Origin of the sequence: Sphingobium sp. (genome assembly GCF_035511395.1) — a bacterium.
Taxonomy (GTDB): domain Bacteria; phylum Pseudomonadota; class Alphaproteobacteria; order Sphingomonadales; family Sphingomonadaceae; genus Sphingobium.
In genome coordinates this window covers 1-23,845 of the sequence record NZ_DATKFP010000421.1, presented here as the reverse complement: position 1 = coordinate 23,845, position 23,845 = coordinate 1, and the positions used below count along the sequence as shown (strand labels likewise).

Here is a 23,845-nt window from a genome sequence, read left to right as displayed (position 1 = left end):
GTAGTCGAATTCACGCATATGGTGATGGGGCCGTCGGCCGGCGTGATCCTGGCCGATCTGGGCGCGGACGTTGTGAAGGTGGAGCCCCTGGGCGGCGACCAGACGCGGCGCCTGCTCGGCTCTGGCTCCGGTTATTTCCCGATGTTCAACCGCAATAAGCGCTCCATCTGTCTGGACCTCAAGTCGCAGGAAGGGTTGGGCATCGCCCGCGCGCTGTGCATCGGCGCAGATATCGTGATCGAAAATTTCCGGCCCGGCACGCTCGATCGACTGGGTCTGGGCTATGACGCGCTCAAGGGCGACAATCCCGGCCTGATCCACTGTTCGGCCAAGGGTTTCCTGTCCGGCCCCTATGAACATCGGACTGCGCTGGATGAGGTGACGCAGATGATGGGCGGTCTCGCCTATATGACCGGCCCGCCGGGACGACCGTTGCGTGCTGGCGCTTCGGTAATCGATATCACCGGCGGCATGTTCGGCGTGATTGGCATATTGGCCGCGCTGGAGCGTCGCCACAGGACGGGGGAAGGCGGCACAGTCAAGTGCGCACTCTACGAAACGACCGCTTTTCTGGTCGGTCAGCATATGGCGCAGAAGGCGGTGACGGGTAAGGCCGCCCAGCCGATGCCGGTGCGCATTTCCGCCTGGGCGATCTATGACGTGTTCGACACGGTGGTGGAGGGCGAGCAACTGTTCCTTGGTGTGGTCAGTGATGGCCAATGGAAGACGTTCTGCGAAACATTCGGCCTGGCCGAGCTTGGCGCAAATGCTGATTATGCTGAGAATAATCAGCGCGTGCTGGCGCGTGACGTTATCTTGCCACGGGTGCGCGCGCACCTTGCGCAATTCACCCGCGCGGAACTGATCGAGAAAGTAGAGGGCGCTGGACTACCTTTCGCGCCGATTGCCCGGCCAGACGAATTGTTCGATGATCCGCATCTGGCCGCCGGCGGCTTGCTCCCGCTCACTATTCCTGGCGGAGAAAAGACGATGCTGCCCGGCTTGCCGATAGAATTCGACGGGGAGCGACTTCCGCTGCGCCACGATATTCCCGCAGCCGGCGCGGATGCCGGATCGATCCTGGAGGAGATAGGCTGGGCGGTCTCGCCTGCGGCCTGACGGCGGTTCAATCCGTCGCGGCGCGCGCGCCCAGATCTACCGTCAGCCGGTAGCGATCGCCGCGATATTGGGCGATCGTCGCGAGCAGCGGCTTGTCATCCCGACCGCGCACCAATCGATCGATGCGGATAATAGGCGCGCGGGGTTCCACCTGAAGAAAGGCCGCGAGCGCCGGATCGGCGGCGACCGCCGACACGGTCTGGCTCGCTGCACCTATGGTGTGGCCCGATGTGCGGATCAGTTCCAGGAGCGGCGTCGTCATCAGATCCCGTCCGTTGAGCGCGCCTGCCACCTGTTCGGGCACGAAGCTCTCGATCGCGCCCAGCGGTAAATCGTCGAGAAAGCGAACGCGCAACGCCCGCACGACCATCGTGCCATCGGACAGGTCCAGCAGCTCTGCGATCTCCGGGCTGGCGATTTCCCGTTCGAACGACACGACGCGGACGCGCGTCCGTCGGCCGAAGGCGATTAGCGATTCGACCGCCTGGTCGATATTCGCCTCGATCGGGACGGTCTGTTCCTGAAAGATGACGCGCGTGCCTACACGGCGTTTGCGTTCGACCAGTCCCTTGGCCGCCAGTTCGTCCAGAGCCCGGCGCGCGGTGATACGCGACACGTCGAATTGCACAGCGACTTCATGCTCGGTTGGCACGGCTGATCCTATCGGACGCTTGCCCGATGTGATTTCATCGCGAAGCGTCAGGAATATCTGCTGATAGAGGGGTATGCCGCTGGACCGGCCGGCGCGTCGGGTGGATGCCATGTGGTGGGCTTGCCGCACTTCCTTATGCTCGCCAAGCGGTTTATTTGTTATATTGATATGGCAAATAAAGGCCGGCGCGTTTATCATCGCGGCATGGGAAGAACGATCTTCGAAAAGATCTGGGACGCGCATCGGGTCGAATCGCTGGGGGAGGCCAGCGATCTGATCCTGATCGACCGGATATTGCTGCATGAACGAACCGGCGGCATTGCGCTCAAGAGCCTGGCGGAAGCAGGGCGGTCGATCATGGCGCCCCGCCAGGTGTTCGCGACGATGGATCATGTCGTCGACACGCTGCCGGGGCGCGGCGACCGGACCATCATGCCGACCGGCCGCGATTTCATCGTTACGACACGCGAAGCGTCGCTGGCGGCAGGCATAACCCTGTTCGACCTTGGCGATCCGCGTCAGGGCATCGTGCATGTAATCTCACCCGAACAGGGCATCATCCTGCCCGGCCTCAGCCTCGTTTGCCCGGACAGCCATACATGCAGCCAGGGCGCGCTGGGTGGCCTCGCTTGGGGCATCGGTTCGAGCGAGGCGGAACATGCGCTCGCCACCGGCACGCTGCGGGTGAAGCGGCCCAAAACGATGCGCGTGACAGTTAATGGCGTGCTCCGCCTCGGCGTAACGCCCAAGGATCTGGCGTTGCATCTCTTGGCGCGCTTCGGATCGGCTGGAGCGAAAGGGCATGTCGTCGAATATGCGGGAGAAGCGGTTCGCGCGCTGGACGTGGAGGGGCGGCTTACCCTCTGCAACATGGCGACCGAATTTTCCGCTTTCACCGCGATCATCGCGCCGGACGAAAAGGTGTTCGCTTACCTTCGGGATGCACCTTTTTCGCCAAAGGGCAAAGCATGGGATGCAGCAGTTTCCTGCTGGCGGGCGCTGACAAGTGATGCGGACGCTTCTTTCGACGCGGAACTGAATATTGATGCCGCCGATGTCGCGCCCATGATCAGCTGGGGCAACAGCCCGCAGCACAGCGTGCCGTTGATCGGTCATGTCCCGCCGGGCAGTGACGAGGCGTCGGTACGTGCGCGCGAATATATCGGCCTGGACGAAGGTGCGGCGATGCTGGGTCAGCCGATAGATGCCGCCTTTATCGGCTCCTGCACGAACAGTCGCTTGTCGGACCTGCGCCGCGCGGCGGCGATCCTGAAAGGACGCCATGTCGCGCCGGGCATCCGTGCCATCTGTGTTCCCGGATCGGGGCAGGTGAAGGCCTCGGCCGAGGCGGAAGGGATCGACCGCATCTTCATAGATGCGGGCTTCGAATGGCGCGAGCCGGGCTGCTCCATGTGTTTCTTCGCCGGCGGCGAGCATTTCGGCGCACAGGAACGCGTCGTCACCTCCACCAACCGCAATTTCGAAAGTCGTCAGGGACCGGGAACCCGCTCGCACCTTGCGTCGCCCGAAACCGTGGCGGCGTCGGCTATTGCCGGCTGCATCGCAGATCCCTCCCAGTTGGAAACGCAATCATGACCGGGTTCAAGACATTGACCAGCATTGCCGTGCCGCTGATCCGCGACAATGTGGACACCGACGCGATCATTCCTTCGCGTGAGATGACATCCGTATCCAAGATCGGGCTGGCGGAGGGGTTGTTCGCCGGATGGCGGTATATGGAAGGGCGGACGCCCAATCCAGACTTCGTCCTGAATCAGCCTGGCTATGCTGGCGCGCAGATATTGCTCGGCGGCGCCAATTTCGGCTGTGGGTCCAGCCGGGAACATGCCATCTGGGCCTTGGCGGAATATGGATTCCGCGTGATCGTGGCATTCAGCTTCAACCCGATCTTTCGCGCCAATTGCGTGCGCAACGGCATCGTCCCGGTCGAACTGGATGCGACGCCGCTTGCGCAAGCGCAAGGCCGGCTGACCGTCGACCTGCCAAACCAGAGCGTTACGGCGACCGATGGTCGCCGCTGGACTTTCGCTATCGATGTTGAGGCAAAGGCCATGCTGCTCGACGGTCTGGATGAGATCGGGCTTACGCTGTTGCAGGCCGGCGCCATCACCGCCTTTCGCGCGCATGACCGGACGCTACGCCCCTGGGCCTATCTGTAAGGAGTTTTTCCATGGACACCATCCATGTCCCCGTCGTGATCATCGGTGCAGGTGGAACGGGCCTGGCCGCCGCGCTGGCCGCTGCCGACCTTGGCGCGGAGGTGCTGGTGATCGAGCGCGATCCGACGCCGCTCGGCTCCACCGCCATGTCCACCGGACTTATCCCCGCCGCTGGAACCCCGGAACAGGCGGCCGAGGGGATCGATGACAGCCCGGAGCGTTTCGCCGCCGACATATTGGCCAAGACCAAGGGCGCGACCGATGCCGCCATGGCCCGCCATATCGCGGAAGAATCCGCCGACACCGTCGCCTGGCTGCGCGACGGCCATGGCGTGCCACTGGCCCTGATCGGGGGCTTCCTCTATCCCGGCCACAGCGCACAGCGCATGTACGGCACGCCCCACCGCACTGGCGGCGAATTGATGGCGGCGCTGGAATCGGCGGCCGAGCGGGCAGGTATCATGGTGTTGACGGAGGCGACCGCGCGTGACCTGACTCGCGAAGGCGACCGTATCACCGGACTGAGCGTCGAGCGCCCTGACGGCACGACCGAATCGATCAGCTGCGACGCGCTGATCCTGGCCTGTTCGGGCTTTGGCGGCGCGGCCGATCTTGTCGCGCGCCATATCCCCGACATGGCGGAGGCGGTCTTCCACGGCCATCCCGGCAACAAGGGCGACGCGCTGCGCTGGGGCGAGGAACTGGGCGCGGCGGTCGCTGACCTCGGCGCCTATCAGGGGCATGGCGGTCTGGCGGCAGGGCATGGTGTGCCGATCCTATGGCCGCTCATCATGGAGGGCGGGTTTCAGGTGAACGCGGATGGCCTGCGCTTTTCCAACGAGGCGGCTGGCTATTCCGAGCAGGCGGCGAAGGTGAATGCGCAGCCGGGCCATGTCGCCTGGTCGATCTTCGACCAAAGGCTGCATGAGCTGATGCTCGATTTCGACGATTATCGCGAAGCGCTGGGCGCAGGCGCGGTGGTGTGGGCAGACACAGTCGAGGAACTGGCCGGAGCCGTGCGCCTGCCGGTCGAGCCGCTCACCACGACTGTCGAGGGCGTGGCCGCCATGACGCGCAGTGAAGCGAGCGATCCTTTCGGCCGCGATTTCGGCGGCAAACCCGAATTGGCCGGACCCTGGTATGCCGCCAAGGTGACGGGCGCGCTCTTCCATACGCAGGGCGGGCTTGTGGTCGACCGCGATGCGCGCGTGCTGAAGGCGGATGGATCGTCCTTCCCCAATCTGTTTGCGGGCGGCGGCGCAGCGCGGGGCATATCCGGGCCGGGCGCGAACGGCTATCTGGCCGGGAATGGCCTGCTCGCCGCAACGACGCTGGGGAAACTGGCCGGGCGAGCGGCAGCGCGGCTGGCGGTTGGCTAGAAACCGTCTTTATCGCCGGAGCCACAGACGATAGCCTTGCATTCATGGCGGATGCGACGATCACGGCCTATCATGATGCGCAGATCGGTGATGACCGGCTGGTCTGCGACATCCTGCGCGATGAGATCGACTGCGCTTTTCCCGACGCGGTAAGCAGGATTTGGCACGCCCATCCGGTCTGGTTTCTCGATGGCAATCCCGTCGTCGGCTACAGCAGACTGAAGGGCGGCATCCGCCTGCTCTTCTGGAGCGGCCAGTCCTTTGCGCAGCCGGGGCTGACGGTCGAAGGATCGTTCAAGGCGGCAGAGAAGCGCTATGTCTCCCCTGCGGATATCGACCGCGACCAGCTGCGACTATGGCTCGCGGAGGCGCGCACCATTCAGTGGGATTACAAGAATATCGTGAAGCGGAAGGGTCGGCTGGAATGGCTCGGCGAAGGCCCGCCGCCCAGTTAGATCGGCTTCACGCGCAGGGCCGTGTCCATCGACGTGATCGGCTCGCAGCCATTGGCCCGCACGATCATCATGTCCTCGACATGGGTCGTGCCCCAGCCGAACTCATGATAGGGCATGTCCAGGGTGAAGACCATATTCTCTTCGAAGACGAGGGGGTGATGTCCGGGCATTTCCGGCCCCACGGACACCGGATGATCGGTATGTTCCAGGCCCACCGAATGCGGGCCGGCAATGACGAAGCCGGGGAAGCCCGCCTCATGCACCGACTTCAATGTCAGGTCGACGATTTCCTTGAAGCTCTTGCCCGGCCGGATCGCCTCATAGGCGATGCGCAGCGCCGCGCTCACCGCGTCGAAGCGGCGCAGCATCTCGTCGGTCGGCGTGCCGAAATAGACGGACCGGCCGACATCGCCGCGATATTGCTGCCAGCTGCCCACCGAATCCAGCTTGATGAGTTCGTTCGGCTCCACCACCCCGGTCGCAAGGCCGCGGATATTGGCGATGATCCATTCGGATCGCCCGCCCTGCTGCGCCATGGAAAGGGCGTGGATGCGGCCCAACTCGTCGAGCGGCATCCCGACCTCCATCGCGTCCACCACGGCATTGATCGCGGTTTCGCTCATGCGACCGGCGGTTTTCAGCAGCTCGATCTCCGCCTGGCTCTTCACCATGCGGATCTGCTTGAAGATGTTGAGCGCATCAACGCCGCGCAGATCGTCCAACCCCACCTGTTGCAGCCAGCCCAGCACGCGCGGATCGTCAAAGCCAAGCCGCCCCTTTTCCAGCCCCGCCGCCCGGATCGCGCCCGCCAGTGCGCGGCAGGCCGTTACCTCAGCGCCGCCGCGATGCATGGCGTAGCGGTCGAGCAACTGCTGGTCGCGCTGTGCCATCGGCGCGCCCGGCCGCGTCGGATAAGGGGTGAGCGGCGCGTCCTTGACGGCCTCCGCCGTCACGACCTGATCGCCGCCGGAAACCGGCTCCTCGATCAGTTCCTCGGTCGAAAATTCGAAGTCGCGTTCGGGGATCGCCTTGGGCGCGATGCGGGTGATGAAGGTCGCGACATTGGGCATCCATGTCGGCGCATGTTCCAGATGATAGACACCCGTGCCCGGCATGATGAGCGCGGCGGGCTTGCTCTCGTCGCGCGGCAGGAACGCATAGAGCGTGTAGTTGCGCGACATCAGGAACATGGAGCCCCAATAGTCCGAGAGATAGTAGATATTCTCCTGAAAGGCCGCGACCAGCCCGTCGAGGCCGTGCAGATCCATGATGGCGTTGGCGCGGGCGCGGTTAAGCAGCATGAGTCGGTTCCTGTTCATCGTAAAAGGCACGCAACGCCTGCGCGATACGCAATACGCCGCCTTCGGGTTCGAAAATATCGCGGTCCATGCCCGGCAGTTCCACGACGCGCGCATCGGGGATCAGTTGGGCGGCGGCCCTGCTATGTTCCAGCAGTGGCTCGTGCGGCTGCACGATCAGCACGGGTTGCGTGATCTGCGCCAGCCGCTCCTCGACTGGATAGGTCCATACGCCCTCATAGGGCCACCAGTAACGGTGCAGCGGCTTGGCACGCTCCGCCCAGATCTGCGCCGCCCGCTCGATCGGGATGCCGGGCGTGCGCTGCGCAACTGTGAAGTCCCACAGCCAGCGCAGACGGGTGAAGATCGCATCGCCATCGTCGGTCGGCGGCTGCACTGCATGAATTTGGCCAAGCCGCTCGCGTCGCTCCGCTTCGGGGCGGAAAGGAATGCCTGACAGAGCAATATGCCGCGCCTGTTCGCCCAGCAGCCCGGCCAGTTCGATCGCCAGGAAGGTGCCGGTGTGAAATCCGAACAGGTCGACCGGCTCGTCCAGCCCCATGGCGGCCATCCCCTCCGCAAAGGAGGCGGCATAATCGGCAATGGCCAGCGGCCGGTCGGAACGGGCGGACATGCCGAATCCCGGCGTATCGAACGCGACGACGCGCCGGTCCTTCGCCATCTCGGTCAGAAGGTGACGATATTCCTCGGAACTGGACGGGTTCTGATGCAGTAGGACGAGGGTGCGGCGCGCAGGCGCATCGGGGCGCCCCTCCAGATAGTGGAGTTGCCCGAACCGGGCGTCGGTATAGCCGTTGCGTGCTGCGGTCATAGCTGCTCCATAAGCGCCATGATAGCATTGCGCGCCGCCCAACCCGCACAATTGATCGTCAGGTGGATAGAAAGGCGACCCTTGATGCGCCTTGCCGACCGCCATGATTGTCTATGGTCGTGACCCAGATGTTTACCCCCAACTCCGCCTCCATGGGCCAGGCCGATCCGAGGACGGACCGCCTGCCTTTTCTCCTCCAGTTCGGATGGGGGTTGGGCACCATGGGTCTGACCGCCTTCATGGTCGGCAGCTATCTGCTGCTCCGCTTCATGACCGACTATATGGGCGTTCCCGCCGCCATAGCGGGCACCGTCTTCGCCCTTGCGAAGATTTATGACGCGATCGCCGATCCGATCTTCGGTGGCTTTTCAGATCGCACCCAATCGCGCTGGGGCCGTCGCAGGCCTTTCCTGCTGGCCGGAGCCTTCGCCTGCGGCCTTACATTCATGCTCGCCTTCAACGCGCCGGTGATCGAAAATCGGTCGGGCGCGATCGCGCTGCTTGCCGGCCTGCTGATCCTGCACGCCAGTTCCTATGCCGTCTTCGCCGTGCCCTATATGGCGATGCCGGCGGAGATGACCGACAATCCGCATGAGCGATCCAAACTCATGTCCTTCCGCGTCATCAACGGCGCGCTGGGCAATCTGGTCGGGGGCTGGGCCACGGCTTCGCTGATCGCGCTGTTCGGTGGCGGCCTGATGGGGCACCGGATGATGGGCATCATCGTCGGCCTGCTGATCTTCGCCGTGCTGATGGGATGCTTCTTCCTGACCGCGCCCGCGCGTCACCGCGAAATAGACAAGAATCATCTCCCCTATCGCCAGCAATTGAAACTCGCGACGCGCAACCGCCCCTTCATGATATTGCAGGGGGCAAAGCTGATGCTGATGAGCGCGGCGGGCCTGCATACCGCCTCCGCTGCCTTCTTCGTCCAGCGACGGCTGGAGATGAGCGACGCCTGGCTCGGCATCATCTACGCGACGCTCACCATCGGCACCGTTCTGGTCCAGCCGCTCTGGCTCTGGTGCGCTCGCACCTATGGCAAGCGGCAGACCTATACGATCGCGGGGCTGTTCACCGCACTCATCTGGGCCAGCTGGCTCCCTTTCGGCCCCGGCACCCATGGCTGGATCATCGGCGGCATCGGCCTGCTCGCAGGGTTCGGCAATGGCGGGATCGTGATGATCAGCCAGTCGATGCTGCCCGACACCATCGCCTATCAATATCTCGCCACCGGCCAGCGCAGCGAGGGCAGCTTCGCGGGCGTCTATATATTGGTCGAGAAACTGGGGCAGGCGATCGGCGCATCGCTGACCGGCATCATCCTGGGTCTGTTCGGCTATATCCAGTCGACCGGCCACCAGACGATCGAACAGCCGCAAAGCGCCATCACCGGCATCACTTTGGTCTATTGCGTCTTTTCCACTGCTTTCCTGCTGGCAAGCGTGGTCGTGCTGCGCTTCTACCCGCTCGACGAACGCAGCATGACCTTGAGGAGCGCGCGATAATGGCCCGTCCACCCGTCAATCGCCGCCTGAGCGTGCCGGGCCAGTCTTCGGCGGAGGACCGGCTACTCGCCATGGTCGCGGCGCTGGCGTCGGAACTGGCGATGACGCGCGAACGGCTCGACACGCTGGAGCGGCTGGCGGACGCATCGGGCATGGTGCCGCGCGCGGCGATCGAGGAATATACGCCCGACGCCATGGCTGCGCAGGAGCGGGACGCGAACCGCCAGCGCCTGATTGCCAAGGTCTTCCGCCCGCTGAAAGACGATGCCGAGCGGGCCGCCCATGAGGAGGAGCCTTCCGCATGACCGCCCATCCCATGTTGCCGCAGGCTAGCCATGACGAACTGGCCGAACAATTGTTCATCCGTGACTTGAAGAGTTGGATCGGCGGCGACGTGGAGGCGCATCAGCGCATGCTCGCCGCCCGGCTCGATCCGGGCGCGCAGAGCAATGCGCGCGAAGAAAGGCTCTACGAAGCGCTGCACGAACAGGATAGTTTCCGCGCCTGGGCCAGCCTGCGGCGCACATCGCAGGAAATGCTGTGGGACTCGATCGCCACCAGCGTCGCGCGGCAGGGCGATGCGCTGAACGCGAAGGCAGCTGTGCATGAAGCGGGTTCGGTCGCGCTGCCAGAGGATGCGGGCCTGCCCGCCTATATCGAAAGCCGTGACGTCCACCTGATGCCGGGCGGTTACCAGCATGACGAAGGCGGCGTGTTGCAGGGCGCGATCATGGATCGCGGCGGCGCGGTCTATATGCTGGGGCGCAATGGCGGTCTGCTGAACGATGGCCGCGGGCGCACCGTGCTGGCGCATCTCTTCGCCCGCTATCCAGACTTTGCACCGCGCCGGATACTGGAACTGGGCTGCGGCGTCGGCGCCAGCCTCGTGCCGCTGGCCCAGGCTTTCCCGCAAGCCGAAATCCACGGCATCGATCTTGGGGCGTCGATGCTGCGCTATGCCCGCGCGCGCGCCGCGTCGATGGGTGCGGCTGTGCATCTGGCGCAGGATGATGCGGAAGGTACGCGCTTTGCTGACGGCAGTTTCGACCTCGTCTTCTCCGCCGTGCTGATGCACGAAACCTCGGCCGATGCGATCCCCCGCATTCTCGCCGAAAGCCGCAGACTGCTCGCGCCGGGCGGCGTCGCCATCCATCTGGAAGTGCCCCAGCGCTATGAGGCGATGGACCTTTGGGGCCGTATCCGGGGGCAGATCGAGGCGGATTACAACAACGAACCGGCCTGGCGCGCGGCGATCAGCGCCGACTATGACGCGCTGATGCGACAGGCGGGCTTCACCGATGTCGCGACCGGCTATCAGGATGCGGCGCGGGGCGATCCGCAACCGGGGCAGGGCGGCTTTGGTCAGACGTCGAAGGGCGTGTTCGGTTCCTGGTTCGTGGCGTCGGGCCGGGCATGATCGACCGCGCCTTTGCCCGTGTCGCTGAAGGGCTGATCCATTATCGCCATGTCGAAGGGAACGGCACACCGCTGCTCCTGCTCCATGCCTCGCCCGGATCGTCGGCCAATCTGGCGCCGCTGATCGAAGCGCTGACGACGACCGGCAAAGCCCCCGCGCTGATCGCGCCCGACACGCCGGGCAATGGCGACAGCGCGGCGCTGGCGGCGCAGTCGCCTGACATGGCCGATTATGCCGATGCGCTCGTCCGCCTGATGGACGCTCTTGGTATCGACCGGGCGAACATCTACGGCGCGCATACGGGCGCGCGGATCGCCGTGGAAGCGGGCGTCCGCCACCCCGATCGCGTGGCGGCCGTCATTGCAGACGGCATCGGCGAATATGAAGGCGCACTGCGGGACGAACTGATCGAACGCTATGCGCCCGAGGTGCAGCCCGACGACTATGGCGCCCACCTGCTCTGGGCCTTCCATTTCGTCCGCGATCAGGCGCTGCACTTTCCCCATTATGCCCGCGACCCCGCGCATCGCCTCATGACGCGCGCGGTGCCCGATGCGGACGCGCTCCACCGCGCGGCGATGGAGGTGCTGAAAGCGCTGGGCACCTATCACCACGCTTATCGCGCGGCCTTCGCCTATCCCACGCGCGCGCGATTGGAGAGGCTGGAGCGCCCTTTCTTCCTGCTCGACGCGATAGGCGAGATACCGGGCCTGCGCGCGCAGGCTGAAGCGCTGGCGAAGGCCGCGCCCGATTGCCGGCTCGTGCCGGTCGAATCAGGGCTTTCGGCGAAGGCGGAGGCGATCGTCGCCACGCTCAGCTGAGCGCGGCGACCACGTCTTTGCTTGTGCGCACATGCCCCAGGCGCGGGAAGACATGCGCGATCGGGAAATCGTGCAGCATGTCGCTGAAGCTCGCTATCGCATCCTCCGCGAAGATCAGGCGATAGCCATGCTCCCATGCCGACCGGGCGGTCGATTCCACGCCCATATGCGTGGCGATGCCAGTAAGGATGATCGTGTCGATGCCGCGACGGCGCAGTTGAAGATCCAGTTCCGTGCCGTGGAAGGCGCCCCACTGCCGCTTGATGATACGCAGGTCGCCGTCATGGGCGCCCAGTTCCGGCACGATATCCGCGAAATCGGCGGGCGGCCCGTCGGGCGAACGGGGCGAGGCGATGTCGGCCGGCTGCGCCAGCGCATCAACGAAACCCTTGTGGAAATCGACCGTCACCAGCACCACGGTGCCACCGGCCGCCCGCAGCGCATCGGCGATGGCGCGGCTGCGTGCGACCACATCGGCGGATGCGTGCGGCGCGGTGCTGCTCGCAACGATGCCCTTTTGCAGGTCGATCGCGACCAGCGCGGTGCGGGTGGGGTCGATGTCCATGCCGGTTCCTCTCGTCAATCGATCGCGGCCGCGTCTTCTAGGCTCGTCACCATCGCCTGCCGCAACAGATAGGCGCGGCGCTTTTCGGGATCATTGGCCAGCGCCTCCATCTTCGCGCGCTGCAACTTGTGCGCTTCGGACTGGCCACCGCGCATCAGCTCCATATTCTGGATCGTCTGGCTCTGGATGAAGTCGTGCGTCATCTGCCGCCGCTGCCGGTCATAGCGGGTGAGCAACGCGGGATCGGCCTTGTTCTGGATCACCTCGACCAGCTTTTCGCACAGGTTGAAGGCGTCATGGATACCGCTGTTCATGCCGAATCCGCCCAGCGGATTGTTGAGATGCGCGGCATCTCCCATCAGGAAGACGCGCCCGACCTGGAACTGCTTCGCGACGCGCTGGTGGATGCGATAGACGGTGCGGTGGAATGTTTCGACCGCCGCGCCATCGCCGGTCAGCCCGTCGAACACCGCGTTCTTCTTGGCATCGGATCGCAGGTCGACCGATTCATCCAGATCATTCGCCGGCACCAGCACGCGCCAGAGCGTCGGCACGCGCAGCAGCACCAGCCATTCGTCGGGATCGGACACATAATTCACCGGCGCCAGTCCGGGGAGATATTCTTCCAGCGGCGTCTCGGTGGTCAGGCACAGGAATTTCTCGGGATAGGTGAAGCCATCGAAGCCGACACCCAGCCACTTGCGCACAATGGAGGATGCGCCATCCGCCCCGATCAGATAATCGGCCCGCACGGTGCGGATCTCGTTGGGCGTTTCCAGCGACAGGGTGACGCCATCGCCATCCTGTTCCAGATGGACGAGCCGGTGGTTGAACAGCACCTGCGCGGCGGGCAGTTCCTCCAGTGCGGACGCCATCATGCGGGCGAGATGATATTGTTCGCACTGGATGCGGAAGGGATAGCGGACGGCGTCGGCAATCTCCGTCATGTCGAAGGACAGTATGTCGCCACTGCGCCGGTCGCGCCAGTGATAGATGGGGGCTTTCAGGCCGCGCTCGAACAGCTTTTCGGTGAACCCCAGCGTGTCGAGCATCTCCAGCGTGGGCGCATGGAAGGTGGACGCGCGCATGTCCTGCGCGCAATCCGGGCCCGTTTCCACCAGCATCACATCGATGCCGCGCTGCGCGAGATAGGTGGCCGCGACGCATCCGACGGGGCCTGCGCCGGCGATCACCACCTGCACCCGTTCGCCGGCCTGTTTGATATGCGGATCGGTCATAAGTCCCCTGAAATCTATGGTCACCCATCTGCTAGGAAGCGGCGGCTCTAGCTGCGACCCGTCTGCCAGCTTTATCCGCAGGCCGATAAATTGGGGGCTGTCCTGTGCGATCTGTTCGGCCTGCGATCAGAATCGCGTGCGTGATTGCCGCGGGTCGATTCTTGGATGACCGTCTTGGCGCATCTGGAGGCGCGCATGATCGACATTCCCATCAAACAGCGCGGACGCGCCCTCATCGATTTCGAGGTGGGCGTGCGGCTGGCCGCGCAGAGGCGTCAGCAGGCATGTGAGGGCGTTCTGGCGAAGAGGGGCGTCACCGCCGAAACGCTGCCTGACGATATGGATGCGCGCCATGCGCTGATCGACAAGACGCTGTGCGACGTGCGGCCATGGACGACCCGCGCTTGGCTCGGTGACTGGAGCGCACGCGAACATGGCCGGGTGTGCGAGGAGGCGTTAGATGAGGTGGTGGACATTGCCGCCACTGCGCTGGACAAGCTGGAGCAGGGCGCCTCGACCCTGACGGACGAAGGCGCCGCCAAGCCACGCTACTGGTCGGAAGTCTGGTTTCATCGCACGCGGGGCGGATGGGACGCTTCGCGCTATAATGGCTATGTCCACGGCGAACTGGTGCATCGCCGCTATGTCTCGCGCATTTATCCGGGCGACATCTATGCCCAGCGCCGTCGGGTGCTGGAGGCGCTGGGAGAATTCACCGCGCGCGACATCGTCGAATTCGGCACGTCCAGCGGTCACTACACGGTCGCGCTGGCGGAACGCTTTCCGGAGGCACAGATCATCGGCATCGATCCATCGCGACGGATGCTCGAACAGGCGCGGCGGGTCGGCAACGGGCTGGGCCATGGCTGGGATTTGCGGGTCGGGGTGGGTGAGGATAGCGGCCTGCCCGATGAGAGCATGGACCTCGTCACCAGCTACGCCGTCCATCATGAACTGCCGCCGCGCATCATCAACCGATGGTTCGCGGAAGCCTGGCGAATGCTGCGGCCAGGCGGGATGCTGTTGATGGCGGATGTGCCGCGCTATGCCGATCTGGACCGGCTGGCCGCCTGGCGTTTCGACTGGGCGGCGAAATGGGGCGGCGAACCCTTTTGGCGCGCGTCGGCGCAGATGGACCTGGGCGAAAGCGCGCGGGCCGCGGGTTTTGTCGACGTCACAGCGACCGGCCTGCCGCCGATGGGCAACCCCCATTTTGTGGTGGGCCGTAAACATGGGTGATCCGACGCCCAACCGGACGATCCTGCCGCCCGCGTCGCTGGACCGGGTGGCCGACGCCGTTCTGGCGCTGGCGCGTGAATTATGGGTCATGCGCGACCGCCAGATGGTGCTGGAAACGGTCCTTGCTGACCGGGGCATCGATGTGGCCGCGATGATCGACGATTTCACGCCCGATCCGGCATTTCAGGAACGGCTGGATGCGGAGCGCGACCGGCTGATCGAGGCGGTGGCGACCGCTCTGGATGGCGCACGATGAGCGGGCCTATCGACAGGGGATGGACGCCGCTGCGCCGCCGGGTCGTCGCCATCTGCACCCTCATCAATGCGCTCGACGGCATGGACGTGCTCATCATGTCCTATGTCGCGCCAGCCATGGCGGCGGACTGGGCGATCGGCTTCGAAATGATGGGGCTGGTCTTCAGCGCCGGGCTTGCCGGCATGGTGATCGGTTGCCTGCTGGTCGCGCCCTTTGCCGACAGCATCGGGCGACGTCCGATCGTGCTGATGGCTCTCCTGATGATGACGGCGGGCATGTTGGGTACGGGCCTGGCGAGCAGCCTCACGCCTTTCCTGATCGCGCGCATTGTTGCCGGTATCGGCATCGGCACCCTGCTTGCCAGCATTGCCGCGCTGACAGCCGAATATGCGCCGCCGGGCAGGACCAGTTTTGCCATCGGCCTGTTTCAGGCGGGCTATCCGATCGGCGCGGTTCTTACCGGTCTGGCCAGCATCGCCGCGATCCCGGCCTTGGGCTGGCAGGCGACATTGCTTGGCGCCGGCTGCATCAGCCTCGCGGTCCTGCCCATCGCCTGGCTGGGCCTGCCTGAATCCCGCCGCTTCCTAGATGCGGGTAGGGAGAGCCGCAGCGCCACGCCGCCGGTCGGCGCGCTCTTCGTCGCGGGACGCTGGCGATCGACCCTGGCGCTCTGGGGCGCGACGTTTGCCGGTTTTGCCGTCCTCTATTTCATCACCAGCTGGATTCCGCGCCTCGCCATCGAAGCGGGCCTCGCGCCCGGCGCTGCCCTGTGGGCGGGGACCATCTTCAATCTTGGCGGTTGCGTTGGCGCCACCGCTATCGGATGGCTTGCAATCCGCACGCCGATCGCACGGCTGATCCGCTTCTTCCTTGGCGGCGCGGCCATCCTGCTGCTGCTCTTTTCCGCGCCCTTGCCGCTCGTCCTGATCCTGTTCATCGCCTTCGCTATCGGCCTTACCCTTCAGGGCGGATTCAGCGGCTTCTACGCGCTTTGCGCAGAGCTTTATCCGCCCGAAACGCGCAGCAGCGGCACCGGCTGGGCAGTAGGCATCGGCCGGGGCGGTGCGATATTGGGACCAGCGCTCGGCGGCATGTTGCTGGCCGCAAAGCTCCCGCTCTGGGCTGTGTTCCTGAGCTTCGCCGTGCCGCTCATCCTCTCCGGCGCGCTGGCCGTGCTAGCGGCCCGCCTGCGCGCCGGCTGAGAGACGTCAGAACTCGGCCATCAACCGGCCGAATCCTTCCTTCTTGTCGATGATCCCGTTCATGCGCAGCGCGTTCCAGTAGGTCGCGGTGTTGATCGCGATCACCGGCTTGCCCAGAAACAGTTCCGCCGCCGCGGCAAAGCGCACCATCGACAGGTTGGTGCCGACCTGCACGATCGCATCGACATCGTCGCCGTCCAGTGCCAGCACCGTGTCGCGCAGCCGCGTCGGCGGCACTTCCGCGATCGCCGTCCAGCTAGGGCAACGCAGCGGCGTGTCGCGCACCACGGTCACGCCATGGTCGCTCATGAAATTGGCGACCTCCGCATTGGCGACGGGATAATAGGGCGACAGCAGCGCCACCTTCCTGATCCCGCCATAGGCGTTGAAGGCGGCGATCAGCGACTGGGCACCGGTGCAGAGCGAGACGCCGGCGACATCTTCGACCGCCTTCGACCATCGCGCCGACCCTTCCGCGCCACCATAGAAGGTCACCGCTGACATGCCCATGACCAGAAAATCGGGGCGGCAGGTCATCACGCCACGCACCGCATCATGGGTTGCCTCATCGATCTTGAGCGTCCCCGCCATGAAACTTTCGTCGGACAGCGCCTTGGCGTCCTCCACGATGATGCGGCTATAATGGTTGGTGACGCCCGCCACGCGCAGGTCGTCGAAATCCGGCTGCACCACCGTGTTGGTCGATGGCCCCAGCACGCCGAACTTCTTCCGCCACCCCAGCACGTCACCCATGGCTATACCCTTTCTGCATCAGGGCGATGGCGTCCTTTTCGCTCACCACCTCGGCCATCTTTGCGGCCATATCGAACAGATTCTGCTCATGCGGCCGTGCGTCCCGGTCGCCGCACGCCTCGCGGATCACGAAAGGCGCAAAGCCGTGGCACAGCGCGTCGAGCGCTGTCGCCCGCACGCAGCCGCTGGTCGAAAATCCGGTGACCATCACCGTGTCCACGCCCATCGCGTGCAGCGTGGAGGCAAGCGAGGTGCCGAAGAAGGCGGACGGATATTGTTTCGAAATCACCATCTCGTTCGCGCGCGGTTGCAGCGTGTCGGGAAAGGCGCCGTCCGGTGATCCGCGCGTGAAGGCGCGGAGCGCGGGTACCTTGCGGAAGAACATGCCGCCATCCGCACCGCCCGGTTCATAGACGACATTGGTGAAGATCACCGGCACACCAGCATCCCGCGCGGCAGCGGCCAGCCGCTCGTTGGAGGCAAGCGCGACCTCGACCCCGGCATAGAGCGGCGATGCGGGCTTCAGATAGGCCATCACCACGTCAACTATCAGCAATACAGGCCGCTTCCCGAACGTCAAACGTCCACCGAAACCGGCGGCGGCATAATCCTCTTGCAGGTCATCCTGCATGATCGTCTCCCCAGGCAATGAGATCGGCCGCGCCGGTCAGCGCGTTCATGTCGGACAGTCGAGCCAGCGGCAGTCCGTCGGTGGTGCGATGCACGGCCAGGTGCGCCAGCCATCCGGGGGCGGCGGCTACGAGGCCGTGCATCAGGAGCAGGGGGTGCAGCGCGACCCGAAAACCCCCACGTTCCAGAATGTGTCCGTCGCTGGTCGGCGTGACGCCGCCTTCGACCAGATTGTGGATCAGCGGCACGCGCCCGGCGAAGCGCGCCGACACCGCGTCCAGTTCAGCCATGTCGCGCGGCCCTTCCACGAAGATCATGTTCGCGCCCGCCTCCAGATAGGCCTCCGCCCGGTCCAGCGCTGCATCCAGCCCCTCGATCGCCAGCGCATCGGTGCGCGCGATCACCAGCATCTCGTCCCGACTGTCCACCGCCGCGCGAATGCGCCCGACCGCCTCGCCAATCGGAACCACGGTCTTGCCCGCCATATGGCCGCAGCGTTTGGGAAAGCCCTGATCCTCGATCTGGATCGCGCTCGCGCCCGCCCGCTCGAACCCGCGCACGGTGCGGGCCAGTGTCAGCGCATTGCCGAAACCGGTGTCGCCGTCCGCGATCAGCGGAATTTCCACCCGGTCGCGGATCGCTGCGATCGTGTCTATTACCTCGGTTGCGGTAACAAGGCCGATGTCCGGCTGACCGAAGCGCCCCATGGCGATGCCCCCGCCGGTCACGAAGGCGGCCGGAAAACCGGCCTTCTCGACCAGCAGGGCGGTCAGGCCGTCCCAGCATCCCGGCACGGACAGCAGCCGCCCGCCGGGCGCGATCAGCGCACGAAGGGCGGCGATATGGTCCATCAGCCGAGCTGCCCCGGAATATGGCTTTCGTGATTCTGGAGATACCAGTCGGCAATCTCCTCCCGCGTGGTCCACCACACACCCGGCAACGACTTGGCATGTTCGATGAACTCGCGCAGCGCCCGCACGCGATGGGCGCGGCCGGAAACATGCGGGTGCAGGCCGACATTCATGATCCGCCCGGTCTTTGCACCCTCGGCATAGAGCACGTCCAGTTCCTCGATCAGCGCGTCGCGAAACTGGTCCGTCGTGTAGTTCTTCCGCGTGATGAAGGTGAAATCGTTGATCTCGTTCGAATAGGGGACCGACACGATCGGGCCATGCGGCGTCTTCAGCAGATAGGGCTGATCGTCGTTCATGATGTCGCAGTAGAAGGTCGCGCCATATTCGGCGAGAATGTCGGCCGTCTGCAACGTGCCGCGCAGCGAGGAGGACAGCCAGCCCTTGGACTTGCGCCCCGTGAATTTTTCGAACTGCTCCAGCGTGCGGGTCACTACCTCCCGCTCCTTCGCCGGGTCCTGCGCGAAATTGGTCAGCAGCTCGCCCTGCTCCCAATTATGGGTCAGCAATTCCCAGCCGCGCTCCAGCACGGCGTCGGTCATCGCCTTGCGCCGTTCGAAGGTGACGGCGTTGGTGGTGCAGGACGCCGGCACGCCCAGTTCGTCGAACAGGTCGAACAGGCGCCAGATGCCGACCCGCTGGCCATATTCGCGCCAGGTGAAATTGGGGAAATCGGGCGTGTTGCCGGGCAGGATATCGGGCAGGATCGACGGGCCGCCCGCATAATAGGGCTTGTCGGTATCCTTCGTCAGATCCCAGGTTTCCAGGTTGAATGTCAGGATCAGCGCGACCTGCTTGCCGTCGGGCCATTTGAGCGGCTGACGGGCGGGGAGCGGGATATAGTCATAGTCCATGGGAAACCTCCTTGCGCGGAACGGCTATCTAACGAACCAATAGGACGAGGACAAAAGGGGATGGCATTTTCCTCGCAGGGCGAATAGAATGATCATTATGTGGCCAAAAATGCGTCGATCATCGCCGCAATGGTATCGCGCTCCAGCACGAACAGGCCATGTCCCGCACCGGGCATAGGCGTCAGGGTGACATTGGGGATCAGCGGCGCGGCCCGCTGTGTCGGTTCCCACAGATCGTCTTCTGGCGCGATAAGAAGCACCGGCTGCGTCAACCGGGGCAGGGCGGTGGCCAGATCATAGCCATAGACCGCGGCATAGCCCCAATAGGCGCGCGCGCCGCTGCGCAGATTTTCGGCGAGCGATTCCTGCTTCCAGCCGGTGTCGATGCGCGGATCGAACAGGGTCTGCATATGATCCCACATGGCCGACAAATGACTGCCATCGTCGGACAGCGATGGCCCCGCCTTTATGCGCGTCATGCGGGCGGTACGCTCGGCGATATCGTAAAGCGGAAGAGAAACAGGCACGATACGGCGCACGCGATCCGGCGCGGTATTGGCCATCGCGACCGCGATCACTGACCCTGTATGATAGCCCACGACATCGAACGGCCCCAGCGGAATGACGCCCTTCCGCGCCAGGTTCGTCATCAGGTCCAGCATCTCATCTGCCAGCTCCGTGATGGACGCAGGGGTGGGCGGCGGATCGCTGGCGCCATAGCCTGGTGTGTCGGGAGCTATTACCGCGCGCCCTACAGCAAGCGCAGGGATCAGCGGCTCCCATATCCAGCCAGATTTGGGCGTGGGATGCAGCATCAACAGCGGCGGAGCAGTCACGCTACCGCTCCTGTCAATCCGCAGATGGATCTGGCCCCAGCGGCCGTCGGCATAATGTCGGCGGATAGTCATGCCGGTCTCCCTGATATCTCATCTGGAATTAGCGTGTGGATTTCGATCGCCGCGGAGCCGGTAAGCGCCTATCCGCCCTGCGGATGGTCCCCGATCCGTCCGTCGGCCCTCGCGCAAAGCGTGCATGCTTTCGCTTTCATCCTTCAAGGAGGCCTGTGTGCCGGCAACGATTGTGACCCCATCGATCGAGGATCGCCTGCCGACCCGCCTCTGTGTCGGCTTCGGTATCGGTTCATTGGGGATCGCGATCCTGCTGAACACTGTCACGACGTTCTTCCCGGCGCTGATGACGACAGTGCTGGGTCAGTCGGCGGGACTTGCGGGCCTGCTGCTCACCGTCTCGAAACTCTATGATGCGGTGGCCGACATCGTGATCGGCATGGTCAGCGACCGAACACGCAGTCGCTGGGGGCGTCGCCGTCCCTATCTGCTCGTGGGCGCATTGATCTCGGGCATGTCTTTCCTGCTGATCTTCATGCCGCCCAAGCTGGAAGGCGCGGGCCTCGTCATCTGGATGGGCATGGCGCTCGTGGTCTATTCAACCGGCTATTCGCTCTTTTCCGTTCCCTACGTCGCCATGGCGGGCGAAATGACGGATGGCTATCATGAGCGCACGCGGCTCTTTTCCTTTCGCGCCTTTTTCATTACCTTTGGCCAGATCATTTCTTCGGCAGGTACCGCCGCGCTCATCAGTTGGGCAGGCGGGGGTAGCCTTGGTTATGCGGTGATGGGGGGTGCCACTGGCGCAATCCTCACCGTGACCATGTTCGCCTGTTTTGTGGGGACGAAGAATGCTCGCTTTGTTCAAGTACAGTCGACCAGCCATATCAGCAGGGGTGATGCGATGCGGGCGTTGCTGACCAACCGTCCCTTCGTGCTGCTGATGTCGATCAAGATCGTCCAGTTCATGGCGATAGCTGTTATCAACACGACCAAGTTGCTATTTCTGCTTAACGTTGCAAAAGTCGGTTATGCCGGCCTTATTCACCTGACCGTGGTCCAGAATGTCGTCGCAGCGATCGCGGTTCCCTTCTGGGTGCGTGCAGCCAGGCGCATTGGCAAGCGAAACGCCTATGTTGTGGCATCGGTAAGTCTGGCGATCGTTTACGGTAGCTGGTTCTTCACCGGGCCTGGTCTTAGCCTGCCTGAAATCTGGTGGCGGGGCGCGCTCAATGGCCTTGCCGCGTCCGGCACCACGTTGCTGAGTATCGCCATGCTTCCCGACATCATGGAATATGACCGTCTGCGTACAGGGCTTCGTCGAGAAGGGATATTTTCCGGGGTCTATACCATTGTCGAAAAACTCGGTTTTGCTCTGGGTGCGGCTGTATCAGGCATGGTGCTTTCCTTTTCCGGTTACATCCCGACCATCGGCGGTAAATTGATCGCGCAACCGGTATCCGCGGTGGCTGGTCTCTATGCAGGGGCTTCTTTGATCCCCGCCATACTGATCTGCATCAGCATGAGCCTGATGCTATTCTATCGGCTGGATGAAAAGGCGTTGATCGAACTCCGGGATAAATGACGGAACAAGGCCGGGCATGGTAAATCACGATCGAATGATTTGTCAGCAGGTCGACGATATGTTCAAGTCGTTACGGAGCAGATGAGAGAAAGTCGGGCGTCACGCCGGCCGCGTTCCAGTAGGCTGTCAGTCCCATCTCTTCGCATAGCGGCAGGAAACGGGTATCGTCGCGGAGCGGCTTGGTAACGGGCAGGAACAGCAATTGAGTGACGCGGCGATGTTGATCCGTGATGGAAGGATCGGCGGCGGTCTTATGCAAGCCAACGCTGATTGCGCCGCGTCGCAGATAATATCCTTCCCGCTACCTGAAACGCGGCTGCTGTTTCGCCAAGGCCCGATAAGTGGATGATTGCCGCCAGGCTTTGCGCGGGACCGCGCTCTGCTGCCGCGAGGTTACTGCGGATCGCCAATTCACGCGCCGCTGCGTCAGCCGGATCCATGATCGAAAGCAGCGTTTGCTCCAGCGCGGCCAGGGCTGACGAAGGTATGTTCGGACGCAGAGCGTCATTGAGCTGCTGCATTGCCTGACGGGGCCGGTCGGTGAATGCAAGGCTCCAGAAGCGTGCGAACCAGTTGGCGGAGTGGCCCGGCCAAAGCTGCATGGCCCGATCCGCAACCCGATCCATCTCCGGCACATCGCCAGTGGCCCATAGTTGATAGGTGCGCTTGTAATGAAATGTGGCGGCCAACGGCGCATGTGCAATCAGGCGACCGCTCAAGGCCGCGGCAGCTCGCGCCCTGCCCGTGGCCATTTCGAGCATACAAAGATCATGAATCGCAACGAGATTATCGGGTATTTCCTCAAGCATAGCCAACAGTTTTTCGCGCCGTGGCGTCCAGTCGCCGAACAGGGGGGCGATTCCAATCAGCGCCATCCGAGCCTGTCGTTCACCAGGGTCCAGCGCGAGCGCCTTCAATGCGGCCGCTTCGCATTCCATTACCAGATCGTGGCAGAGTTCAAGGTCCGCATATTCCGCAGCGTTACGCAATATCAGTGCCAACATGCCATGCACATCGGCGCGATCAGGCGAGATACCTGCCGCTTTACGAAGCAGGTTGAGTGTTGAATGATCCACATCCGGCAGGCCCAGCTTCCAAGACCGCCATCCGGCCTTGATCGCGGCGGTGCTTGCCGCGTCGTCGGTTGTCCTCAGCATATAGCCAGATGCCGGGACGGTTTCGACGCTGACCGTATCTCCAACGCTCTCGCGCAGTGCGCGGCGAACCCCGGCGATCGCGCGATTCAGGCTGTCGTCCCCGACCGGCACGCCGTTCCAGCAGCGCGCCAGAAACATGTCGCGGGTGACGAGTTGATCCGGTTGCGTGGCCAGCAGCACCAGCACCTGCATCATGCGCGGTTCCATCACTGCACGCCCCATCGGCCCCTGGATATGCCGCGCAGACGGCATCACCTTTCCGCTGCCGAGGTTGAAACCCTGCAAATTCGCGAGTTTGATCGGATCTCCGGAGAGCGTTCGCTCCATCTTCCATGCCCTCACCCATGCCGTGATGTCACAGAAATCATCAGGTCTTCATCATGGACCCAGGCCGGGAGCGTTGACAAGATCGATCTTTAATCGGTTTCAGGGGACGTGCCATGCGAACCAGGAATAGTTGGTGCATCGGGATGGCCATCGTGGCGATGAGCCTTTTGCTGAGCGGCTGTGGAGACGAAGATGGAATAATAACTTCTGGTGGCCCGCCACCCGCATCGCCTCCGCCTACGCCCCCGACATCGCCTGGACCCAACTATATCGGCGCGGTCTATGCGGGAACGAACAATAATGGTCCCGGCGGGAACTGGGTGGTCGGGTTCGGCCGTCGTGCAGATGGGCAGCTTGAGCCTCTCGACATGTATGAAACGGGCGGCCTCGGCCGTGCCGCTCTCACTTCGCCGCCGCCGCGCCTGAATTCACTGATTGCGGAAGATTCGATGCTGGCGGTGGACGGAAAGATTCTGCTCGTCGTCAATGCCGGGACGAACGATATCACCAGTTTCCGCATCAACTCGGACTTCAGTCTTACGCGCGTGGATGTCGAGCCGAGCGGCGGTACGTTCCCGATCAGCCTCGCACATCACAATGGAGTGGTTTATGTGGCCAA

Annotated in this window: 26 protein-coding genes; 14 read left to right on the top strand and 12 right to left on the bottom strand. The window is 63.8% G+C overall.

Going from position 1 to position 23,845, the window contains the following annotated elements; all coding sequences use genetic code 11:
- On the top strand, positions 1-1,119 hold a 1,119-nt coding region (locus VMR39_RS28505; RefSeq protein WP_325421588.1), incomplete at its 5' end, for a CaiB/BaiF CoA-transferase family protein.
- Positions 1,120-1,126: 7 nt separating this feature from the next.
- Here the strand turns inward: VMR39_RS28505 and VMR39_RS28500 are convergent.
- On the bottom strand, positions 1,127-1,882 hold the full coding sequence (locus tag VMR39_RS28500) for a GntR family transcriptional regulator (protein WP_325421586.1): 756 nt from the start codon (positions 1,880-1,882) through the stop codon (positions 1,127-1,129).
- A gap of 93 nt (positions 1,883-1,975) precedes the next feature.
- Here VMR39_RS28500 and VMR39_RS28495 point away from each other — a divergent pair, with 93 nt between their 5' ends.
- The 4 genes from VMR39_RS28495 to VMR39_RS28480 are packed head-to-tail and all read left to right on the top strand — an operon-like array spanning position 1,976 to position 5,785.
- Positions 1,976-3,367: a 3-isopropylmalate dehydratase large subunit gene (locus tag VMR39_RS28495; RefSeq protein ID WP_325421584.1), complete on the top strand. Its 1,392-nt coding sequence runs from the start codon at positions 1,976-1,978 to the stop codon at positions 3,365-3,367.
- Entirely contained in the window at positions 3,364-3,951 is a 588-nt protein-coding gene (leuD, locus tag VMR39_RS28490) for a 3-isopropylmalate dehydratase small subunit (RefSeq protein WP_325421582.1), read from the top strand. The genes VMR39_RS28495 and leuD overlap by 4 nt, the downstream gene beginning before the upstream one ends.
- A gap of 11 nt (positions 3,952-3,962) precedes the next feature.
- Positions 3,963-5,330, top strand: a complete 1,368-nt coding sequence (locus tag VMR39_RS28485; protein ID WP_325421580.1) for an FAD-dependent oxidoreductase — start codon at positions 3,963-3,965, stop codon at positions 5,328-5,330.
- Positions 5,331-5,374: 44 nt separating this feature from the next.
- Positions 5,375-5,785, top strand: coding sequence for a DUF1801 domain-containing protein (locus VMR39_RS28480; RefSeq protein WP_325421578.1), 411 nt, complete (start codon positions 5,375-5,377; stop codon positions 5,783-5,785).
- Here the strand turns inward: VMR39_RS28480 and VMR39_RS28475 are convergent.
- Both VMR39_RS28475 and VMR39_RS28470 read right to left on the bottom strand, forming a co-directional pair.
- Positions 5,782-7,086, bottom strand: coding sequence for a M24 family metallopeptidase (locus tag VMR39_RS28475; protein ID WP_325421576.1), 1,305 nt, complete (start codon positions 7,084-7,086; stop codon positions 5,782-5,784). The two genes, VMR39_RS28480 and VMR39_RS28475, sit on opposite strands and share 4 nt — an antisense overlap.
- On the bottom strand, positions 7,076-7,915 hold the full coding sequence (locus VMR39_RS28470; protein ID WP_325421574.1) for an alpha/beta fold hydrolase: 840 nt from the start codon (positions 7,913-7,915) through the stop codon (positions 7,076-7,078). The genes VMR39_RS28475 and VMR39_RS28470 overlap by 11 nt, the downstream gene beginning before the upstream one ends.
- A 128-nt stretch (positions 7,916-8,043) precedes the next feature.
- On the opposite strand from VMR39_RS28470, the gene VMR39_RS28465 reads away from it, so the two are divergent.
- The 4 genes from VMR39_RS28465 to VMR39_RS28450 are packed head-to-tail and all read left to right on the top strand — an operon-like array spanning position 8,044 to position 11,661.
- Positions 8,044-9,423 (top strand): MFS transporter, encoded by a 1,380-nt coding sequence (locus VMR39_RS28465; RefSeq protein ID WP_325421590.1) that lies wholly within the window; start codon positions 8,044-8,046, stop codon positions 9,421-9,423.
- Positions 9,423-9,728 carry a hypothetical protein gene (locus tag VMR39_RS28460; protein WP_325421572.1) on the top strand — a complete coding sequence of 102 codons (306 nt, stop codon included), beginning with the start codon at positions 9,423-9,425 and terminating at the stop codon, positions 9,726-9,728. The genes VMR39_RS28465 and VMR39_RS28460 overlap by 1 nt, the downstream gene beginning before the upstream one ends.
- Positions 9,725-10,840, top strand: coding sequence for a class I SAM-dependent methyltransferase (locus VMR39_RS28455; protein WP_325421570.1), 1,116 nt, complete (start codon positions 9,725-9,727; stop codon positions 10,838-10,840). Before VMR39_RS28460 ends, VMR39_RS28455 begins: the two co-directional genes overlap by 4 nt.
- Positions 10,837-11,661: an alpha/beta hydrolase gene (locus tag VMR39_RS28450; RefSeq protein WP_325421568.1), complete on the top strand. Its 825-nt coding sequence runs from the start codon at positions 10,837-10,839 to the stop codon at positions 11,659-11,661. The genes VMR39_RS28455 and VMR39_RS28450 overlap by 4 nt, the downstream gene beginning before the upstream one ends.
- Here the strand turns inward: VMR39_RS28450 and VMR39_RS28445 are convergent.
- Positions 11,654-12,226, bottom strand: coding sequence for a hydrolase (locus tag VMR39_RS28445; protein ID WP_325421566.1), 573 nt, complete (start codon positions 12,224-12,226; stop codon positions 11,654-11,656). The two genes, VMR39_RS28450 and VMR39_RS28445, sit on opposite strands and share 8 nt — an antisense overlap.
- A 14-nt stretch (positions 12,227-12,240) precedes the next feature.
- Positions 12,241-13,464 carry an FAD-dependent oxidoreductase gene (locus VMR39_RS28440; protein ID WP_325421564.1) on the bottom strand — a complete coding sequence of 408 codons (1,224 nt, stop codon included), beginning with the start codon at positions 13,462-13,464 and terminating at the stop codon, positions 12,241-12,243.
- Positions 13,465-13,659: 195 nt separating this feature from the next.
- Between VMR39_RS28440 and VMR39_RS28435 the strand changes: the two genes are divergently transcribed.
- The 3 genes from VMR39_RS28435 to VMR39_RS28425 are packed head-to-tail and all read left to right on the top strand — an operon-like array spanning position 13,660 to position 16,161.
- The gene (locus VMR39_RS28435; RefSeq protein ID WP_325421562.1) at positions 13,660-14,703 is read left to right on the top strand and encodes a class I SAM-dependent methyltransferase; all 1,044 of its coding nucleotides are present in this window, start codon (positions 13,660-13,662) and stop codon (positions 14,701-14,703) included.
- Positions 14,696-14,959 (top strand): hypothetical protein, encoded by a 264-nt coding sequence (locus VMR39_RS28430; protein ID WP_325421560.1) that lies wholly within the window; start codon positions 14,696-14,698, stop codon positions 14,957-14,959. The genes VMR39_RS28435 and VMR39_RS28430 overlap by 8 nt, the downstream gene beginning before the upstream one ends.
- Complete coding sequence (locus VMR39_RS28425) at positions 14,956-16,161, top strand: MFS transporter (protein ID WP_325421558.1); 1,206 nt, start codon at positions 14,956-14,958, stop codon at positions 16,159-16,161. Before VMR39_RS28430 ends, VMR39_RS28425 begins: the two co-directional genes overlap by 4 nt.
- Before the next feature lie 6 nt (positions 16,162-16,167).
- On the opposite strand, the gene VMR39_RS28420 is transcribed toward VMR39_RS28425, so the two are convergent.
- The 5 genes from VMR39_RS28420 to VMR39_RS28400 form a co-directional block, all read right to left on the bottom strand.
- Positions 16,168-16,914 (bottom strand): arylmalonate decarboxylase, encoded by a 747-nt coding sequence (locus VMR39_RS28420; protein ID WP_325421555.1) that lies wholly within the window; start codon positions 16,912-16,914, stop codon positions 16,168-16,170.
- A complete protein-coding gene (locus VMR39_RS28415; RefSeq protein WP_325421553.1) occupies positions 16,907-17,545 on the bottom strand; it encodes an isochorismatase family protein in 639 nt (212 codons plus the stop codon). Before VMR39_RS28415 ends, VMR39_RS28420 begins: the two co-directional genes overlap by 8 nt.
- Positions 17,535-18,395 (bottom strand): isocitrate lyase/PEP mutase family protein, encoded by an 861-nt coding sequence (locus VMR39_RS28410; RefSeq protein ID WP_325421551.1) that lies wholly within the window; start codon positions 18,393-18,395, stop codon positions 17,535-17,537. Before VMR39_RS28410 ends, VMR39_RS28415 begins: the two co-directional genes overlap by 11 nt.
- Positions 18,395-19,309, bottom strand: a complete 915-nt coding sequence (locus VMR39_RS28405) for a polysaccharide deacetylase (protein WP_325421550.1) — start codon at positions 19,307-19,309, stop codon at positions 18,395-18,397. Before VMR39_RS28405 ends, VMR39_RS28410 begins: the two co-directional genes overlap by 1 nt.
- Before the next feature lie 95 nt (positions 19,310-19,404).
- Positions 19,405-20,217 carry an alpha/beta fold hydrolase gene (locus tag VMR39_RS28400; RefSeq protein WP_325421548.1) on the bottom strand — a complete coding sequence of 271 codons (813 nt, stop codon included), beginning with the start codon at positions 20,215-20,217 and terminating at the stop codon, positions 19,405-19,407.
- Positions 20,218-20,341: 124 nt separating this feature from the next.
- Between VMR39_RS28400 and VMR39_RS28395 the strand changes: the two genes are divergently transcribed.
- A complete protein-coding gene (locus tag VMR39_RS28395; protein ID WP_325421546.1) occupies positions 20,342-21,742 on the top strand; it encodes an MFS transporter in 1,401 nt (466 codons plus the stop codon).
- 70 nt (positions 21,743-21,812) lie between these two features.
- Here the strand turns inward: VMR39_RS28395 and VMR39_RS28390 are convergent, their stop codons facing one another.
- Positions 21,813-22,001, bottom strand: a complete 189-nt coding sequence (locus VMR39_RS28390; protein WP_325421545.1) for a hypothetical protein — start codon at positions 21,999-22,001, stop codon at positions 21,813-21,815.
- Complete coding sequence (locus VMR39_RS28385) at positions 21,994-23,226, bottom strand: winged helix-turn-helix domain-containing protein (RefSeq protein WP_325421543.1); 1,233 nt, start codon at positions 23,224-23,226, stop codon at positions 21,994-21,996. The genes VMR39_RS28390 and VMR39_RS28385 overlap by 8 nt, the downstream gene beginning before the upstream one ends.
- 368 nt (positions 23,227-23,594) lie before the next feature.
- On the opposite strand from VMR39_RS28385, the gene VMR39_RS28380 reads away from it, so the two are divergent.
- On the top strand, positions 23,595-23,845 hold a 251-nt coding region (locus VMR39_RS28380; RefSeq protein ID WP_325421541.1), incomplete at its 3' end, for a hypothetical protein.